At 37.2% G+C, this 6442-nt stretch carries 5 protein-coding genes and 3 pseudogenes; 1 reads left to right on the top strand and 7 read right to left on the bottom strand.

Annotated elements, in window-relative coordinates:
• Nucleotides 1–303: 303 nt before the first annotated feature.
• From M3226_RS28880 to M3226_RS28850, 7 genes and pseudogenes are all read right to left on the bottom strand, one after another.
• On the bottom strand, nt 304–726 hold the full coding sequence (locus tag M3226_RS28880; RefSeq protein WP_251572650.1) for a DNA/RNA helicase domain-containing protein: 423 nt from the start codon (nt 724–726) through the stop codon (nt 304–306).
• A pseudogene (locus tag M3226_RS28875) lies at nt 680–1488 on the bottom strand (DUF2075 domain-containing protein). The gene M3226_RS28880 and the pseudogene M3226_RS28875 overlap by 47 nt, the downstream one beginning before the upstream one ends.
• Before the next feature lie 955 nt (nt 1489–2443).
• Nucleotides 2444–2866, bottom strand: a complete 423-nt coding sequence (locus tag M3226_RS28870) for a hypothetical protein (protein WP_251572648.1) — start codon at nt 2864–2866, stop codon at nt 2444–2446.
• A gap of 65 nt (nt 2867–2931) precedes the next feature.
• Nucleotides 2932–3453 (bottom strand): annotated as a pseudogene (locus tag M3226_RS28865) (DnaB-like helicase C-terminal domain-containing protein); the annotation flags it as partial.
• A gap of 21 nt (nt 3454–3474) precedes the next feature.
• The gene (locus M3226_RS32610) at nt 3475–3684 is read right to left on the bottom strand and encodes a hypothetical protein (protein ID WP_308212007.1); all 210 of its coding nucleotides are present in this window, start codon (nt 3682–3684) and stop codon (nt 3475–3477) included.
• A gap of 27 nt (nt 3685–3711) precedes the next feature.
• The gene (locus M3226_RS28855; protein WP_251572644.1) at nt 3712–4191 is read right to left on the bottom strand and encodes a DnaB-like helicase N-terminal domain-containing protein; all 480 of its coding nucleotides are present in this window, start codon (nt 4189–4191) and stop codon (nt 3712–3714) included.
• A complete protein-coding gene (locus tag M3226_RS28850; RefSeq protein WP_251572642.1) occupies nt 4191–5027 on the bottom strand; it encodes a DnaD domain protein in 837 nt (278 codons plus the stop codon). Before M3226_RS28850 ends, M3226_RS28855 begins: the two co-directional genes overlap by 1 nt.
• A 289-nt stretch (nt 5028–5316) precedes the next feature.
• Between M3226_RS28850 and M3226_RS28845 the strand changes: the two are divergent.
• Nucleotides 5317–6436 (top strand): annotated as a pseudogene (locus M3226_RS28845) (IS3 family transposase).
• The last annotated feature ends 6 nt before the right edge of the window (nt 6437–6442 follow it).

The raw sequence follows: 6442 nt of genomic DNA, 5'->3' as shown, positions 1-6442 counted from the left end.
GATGTTAGTTCATTTGGTAGTTGCTTATTTTGACCATTATTCGATATCATATAGGGGGCACCTCTTCTGTATGGTATTGTGATTCTCGACAAATCAACTATACCAAATGAAGAGGTGTTTTTTCATGGCTATATTTAAAGTCTAGTACCATACTTTAACGGCTCCAAACATTACACACATATAAACTCATTACATTTTTCCAGGTGCGAAAGTTGAGTTAATTATAATGCATTATTAATTCTCCGTTTTAAGTGTCATATTATTGAACTAGAGAACATCAGGTCATCTTAAATATTTCTTCCTTTAATATTCTTCTCTATCCTCGGCAATTCTTGGATACGATCTATAAAATTCATTTTCTTCATATAATCTACTGCTATTTTTAAAACGTTCCTTAAAATATGCAGCCAACTCCTGATCTGTACAATATACAAAACACCCTTTTTGTCCACGTGTCATCAGTGTACGATAGGTATTTCGAATAATTTCATCTGCTAGTTTTTTTGCCTTATCTGGTTCTATCTTTAACATTTTTTTCAGACCTTTTAAAGAATTATCCGTTTTGGCTCGTTTTAAGTAATCAGTGATGACTAAACCATTCTCGTATTGCAAATCATCACCAATAATTACTCCAACATAATCAAATTCAAGTCCTTGACAAGTATGTATACATCCACATTCACTTACTGAGTTCTTCATCAATCGCCCATGTAGCTGTACTTCCAAGATTCCAACTCATTTTAAAATCAAACTCTGGCAACACAATATCATGGTAATCTGGATTACTTTGACCAACTTTGTCCCAATTCCAACAATAACCGGCTACAATCCGAGACTTGTTATTTTTTTTATTAAGATCTTCTATTTCTTTCCTTAACTCCATGGGATCATCAAATACTCTAAAATCATACTGACCGCCCATAAAGTTAGCATTCGCCGTTTCCCTAATTTGAAGAACGTCATCAATCCATGCTAAATATCCATCAGACCCGTTACAACGAAACTGAGACTCCAGGTTCAAAATTGATAGATTGGCTCCAAATTCAGTGGAATATTTCTTTATCGCATCGATACTTCCTGCATCCTTTAAAGTAACTCGCTGCCTTTCGTCTATAAAAAAATGGAGAACTTTGATGCGTTTATAATTTCTTTTGTTTGGTTTTCACCTAAATTTGAAAACATACCCGATTTCTCATTTAACCTATGAGCTTCGTCTACAATCAAAGCATCGAACTCGTCCTTTGGTGCATTAATATAGCTTCCTGACCCTTTAAACAAGTTATCGATATGGCCTTTTCTAAAATCTCTCTTTAATTTTGATGCATAAATATTTCTTGGTGCAGCATTTTTGGTTACATATTGGCAAACCATGCTTTGATTGGTTAATTCAACGAGAAGGTTGATGGCGAGAACAGATTTACCTGTTCCAGGGCCTCCCGTTACAATTAAAACTTGTTTCGTATTTGTTCTAAGTGCTTCTTTTGCCATAAAGATGGCTTGTTCGTAGATTACTTTTTGATCATCAATCATCACAAACTCTGGATTTCCCTTTAACATATTGTTTAAGGAATCCTGTAAAGACTTTGATGGGCGAATCCGTCCATTTTCAATTTTATATAAATTCTCTTTATTATCTCCATATTGAATATACTTCTTAATAAACGCACGAAGTTTGCTCGCTTGCCCCTTAACAAATACTGGGGCCTCATCTATATAATATTGATAAACCTTATCAGTAAGAGGATCATCCTCGCCTTGATCAATATAATTGTGTAAGTAGGCAAATGGATATAACTCCATTTCTTCATCCTGTGCATTTTCATTATAATCTTTTATTAAAGAAGCATATGACCATGCTTGATATGATGGATGGGTAGTTTCCACCAATCCTCGGTTAATGACTGTTTTTACAATGGCTTCTTTTCCTCTAATTACTTCTACTGATTCCCACTGCTTTAGTTCCACAATCACAATTGAATTTTGTTTTCCGCGTTTACCTGAAATAAGAAAGTCAACCCGCTTAGATGTATACGGTATTTTAAATTCGATTGCAACACCAGCATCTTTGGGAATCTCTTGATCACTTAACACACGGTACATATATTGCATAGAATTATCCCATGCCCGCACTTCCCGCTCATTTATACGTCCTATTTTAGAGTTATAGTTCCTTGATATATTATTCACTAGTTCGTCTTGAAAAACATCTTTTAGAAATTCGGATTTTGTCGCCTCATATACAATCATTTAGAAATCATTCCTGACTATATTACTTTGTTAATCATTATTTAGTTTTTTGGCAAAAATTTCAATAGGAATCCATAAAAAATTAAGTTACTATGGTACATACCCACTAATTCTCCACTTTGTCACAAAGTTTGGCAGACTCCAGATATTTAATTAAATTTTAGACTTTCAAGTCTAAAAACTGTCTATATAGCTGTTATACCTTCTTATAATACCCCGCGATCGCTGGAAAAATCTCGAATTCCTTCCTCATTTCACGAAACGAAATCACACCATTGCCTCTAGTTAACTCGAAATCGAGGCAATATTCGTGACAGTTTATGGGCATTTGCTGAAATGTTTTCTTATAGAACTGGATGGCCTCTTGCTCGTTTTTTGCAAAGATAAACACAAATTCCTTTGGTTTCATTTTCAAAGAGTAAACACAAACTTTATGGAAACCCAACACATTATTTTCAATCATTTCTGCAACCTTCTGATGGTATGCTTTCTCTAAGTCTGATGGGGAAAAGTTGTCCTCTAAGGAAATCTTCTTTTCTGCTAATAAATGGTGTATGTAATTGGCCAATGATGATTGTTCATAACGTAAACTATCTAGGTAAAGTTCTTTCACTAACATGTAATAACACCTGGTTATTTGTATATTTGGCATCCGTGGTTATTACTTAAGTGACTATATACAAGTTATGCAACCGTAACACTCGTTCCCTTTTGGTCCTCGATTTTGCCTGTATGCTCGTTATAATTCACCTTAATGCTTCCAACAGGACCATTTCGGTTTTTCGAGACAAAGATCTCAAGGGATTGATCGTTAATCTCCTTGTCATAATACGACTCACGATATAAGAACAAAATGACATCAGCGTCTTGTTCCACACTTCCTGATTCCCGAATATCAGACATCATTGGCCGTTTATCGGCTCTTGCTTCCACTGAGCGATTTAGCTGCGCCAAACAAATGACGGGGCAATTAAAATCCTTCGCCATTGCTTTCAGTGATTTGGATATTTCCGTGACTTGAAGGTGGGAATTCCCTCCGTACATTTGTCCCGATTGGATCAGTGTTAAGTAATCAATCAAAATGATCGGTTTCTTGGCTGGAAATTGATTCATCATTTTCCGCGTTTTCGCTCTGATTTCGGCAATCGATTGTCCAGCCCCATCACAAATTTGCATATGGGTTTGATTGAGAACACCAATTACATCCGACCATTTATCCTTTTGACTTTAACTGAGCATTCTTTTCGGATCCCGCATTTTTGATCGATTAATGCCCCCTGTTGAAGCGATTAATCGGGTGGTGATCAGCCGTTCGGGCATTTCCAAGAAAATACGAGTGGCAAGTAACCAGCCCAACCTATCATTTTGGCGAAATGAAGCATCACATCGGTTTTCCCCATGGAGGGTCTTGCGGCTAGTATTGTTACCTCCCATCATGGAAGCCTCCCGTCACTTCGTCGAGCTTTATGATGCCCGTGGTGGCACATTTTTGCGTGCTTGTTCTTCCCAAGGTGCCTCATAGATATTGGACAAAGCCTGTTGTAAAGACGTGTGATCTGCCATCTTCAGTTGGTTAATTTTATCCAGCTCGGCTAGGACTTTCGCAATCTCCCAATCATTCAAAGCTGCAACAGTTAAGATACGTCTCTTTTCCCGTTCCTTCCATAGGTCAAGAATGAACTTCTCCGTGCTTTCAAATTTTTCAAGATCCGCAAACGATAACAGCTCGGAAAGGTAAGACATTCCCCCGAATGAATCGAGATCGGGTAAGGTGGTCAATGTGATCAAATCGATATTCTTACCTGCCTGGTTTAATTCCAGCATTTTTCGCATTAATTCTTTATGACGTGTACTTTCGAGCTGTTCAGGCTGGACCACGGTATCCTTGAGCAAATTCTCTGCCTTCATCAAGCACCCTAAAAACGCTTTTTCCGCTACACTCATCACTCTTCACCAGCCGTTAGATCGAGTTCAAACCCCTTAGGAATTTGTCTTCCTGTAGATACGGCAGGTTGCTTGTGCTTGGGTACAGGTTTTTGGTTCTCATAATACGAATCAATCTCTTCTACGGTCAGCAATGATTCATTTTCCCAGTTTCTTAGAATCCCAACCACATAACTCAGTCTTCGCTTGTTATTAGCACACGCAATATTCATGGCTTTTAATATGACCTCTTTCGGCTGCAGGAAGCTGGAATCATCTAACCAGGCTAACAGCTGCTGTTTCGCATTAATATTCGAAAAACCAAATCCATTGTAGTCCCAAAACTCTATTATTTCTTTGACATCTTTTTGATTTTGTTGAAATGGATCCTCGATATCTGGATATTTCTCTAGATTTGGATAAAGAGCTTCTTGTTGTTGTTTTTCTTTTTCTTCTTCTTTTTCTTTTTGACCACTCATCGTATAACGACGCGTCAACGTATCGTTACTCTCTTCACATGGAAGATCCAAATATGTATGATGTTCATCTTGCTCGTTAGCTTCATTGTCGAATACCATCTCTTCTTGTTCACAAAAGGATTCATAAAGGCTGCGAATTTCCTGTTTTTGAATAGGTTCCAAAACATATTGAATTAGGGAGAGATCTTCTACCTCCTTTAACTCGGAAACAATACAATCCATCACCGGCTTTCCGCCTTTTTGCAGATTATCCTTCCCCCAGTTTTTAAGTGCCAGTTCTCTTGTTTCCGGATTGTAACGGATTAACCTGTGATGCGAGATAAATCGTTCCATTAAAGAATGAACACTCTCAATCGAATAACCGAGGTCAAACGCCATTTGTTTTTTCGTAATCTTGAATCGGCTACACTTAACTGAACAATAAAATTAAGGTCAAGTAGACTTACGGCCAGTTCTGGGCATACTGCTTACTATCATAAGAGATCCGAACTAGCAACTTTACCAGGAGAGGCGGGTATGCTAGCCTCGTTGGCAAGCCAGATGTCATAGCCATCTGGTTTCCTGGCTGGGAAAGCATGCCCGTAGAGGCTCCTTGTCAAGTTGTGGTGGTTACCCACTAAATTTGGGAGTCTACTCATATCTTGTTCAATTATGGAGGAACGCCAAAATGACAAAAGTTAGAAGGACATTTACCCCGGAATTTAAAGCACAAATGGTCAAGTTATATAAAAATGGAAAGCCTAGAAAAGATCTTATTAGTGAATACGATTTAACACCTTCGGCGTTGGATAAATGGGTTAAGCAAAGTCAAACTTCTGGTTCATTTAAAGAAAAGGATAATAGAACGCCAGAAGAAGCAGAGTTGATCATGCTTCGTAAAGAGAACCAGCGTTTGTTGATGGAGAATGATATTTTAAAGCAAGCAGCGCTGATAATAGGACGAAAGTAAATGTGATCAAAAATAACCGTCACAAATACTCGATATCAGCAATGTGCGACGTCCTACAACTCTCAAGAAGTACCTATTATTATGAAGCAAAAGAGCACACCCAATCAGACGATGAACTTACAGCTTCCATCATCGATATATTTCATAAAAGCCGTCAGAACTATGGTACACGTAAAATTAAACATGAATTAAAAAAGCTTGGTATAGTCTCTTCTAGACGTCGGATTGGCAGAATTATGAAAGAAAATGGACTGGTATCAAAATATACAGTTGCACAGTTTAAGCCTCATGTTGATAAGTGTAATGAATCTAAGGTTGAAAATGAGTTAAATAGGAAATTTGATCAACCAAAAGAATTAGCTGTAGTAGTAAGTGACTTAACATATGTAAGAGTTGAAAACCGATGGAATTATATATGTTTATTTGTTGATCTCTATAATAGGGAGATTATAGGCCACAGTGCTGGTCCTCATAAAGATGCCGATCTTGTATATCAAGCCTTATCAACTGTTAAAGCTGATTTAAGGCAAATTCAGCTTTTCCACACAGATAGAGGAAAGAATTTAAAAACAAGACGATAGATGAAGCACTAGATACATTTGAAATAAAACGTTCATTGAGCATGAAAGGTTGTCCTTACGATAATGCAGTAGCCGAAGCCACATTTAAAATAATCAAGACGGAGTTTGTAAAAGGTAAATATTTTGAGAGTTTGGAACAGTTAAAGTTGGAGTTAGATGATTATGTTCATTGGTTTAATCATATAAGAATTCATGGGACACTTGGGTATTTAAGCCCAATTGAGTACAAAAATGAACACCTTAAAAAAATTGTCTAGTTTAGT

The sequence above is a fragment of the Neobacillus cucumis genome (assembly GCF_023715505.1).
This window is presented reverse-complemented; position numbering and strand designations above follow the sequence as displayed.

Bases quoted from the DNA above. Each gene is read 5' to 3' on its own strand.
- M3226_RS28870 (WP_251572648.1), bottom strand. From the start codon at position 2,866: ATGTTAGTGAAAGAACTTTACCTAGATAGTTTACGTTATGAACAATCA.
- M3226_RS32610 (WP_308212007.1), bottom strand. From the start codon at position 3,684: ATGATGGGAGGTAACAATACTAGCCGCAAGACCCTCCATGGGGAAAAC.
- M3226_RS28855 (WP_251572644.1), bottom strand. From the start codon at position 4,191: ATGAGTGTAGCGGAAAAAGCGTTTTTAGGGTGCTTGATGAAGGCAGAG.
- M3226_RS28850 (WP_251572642.1), bottom strand. From the start codon at position 5,027: ATGGCGTTTGACCTCGGTTATTCGATTGAGAGTGTTCATTCTTTAATG.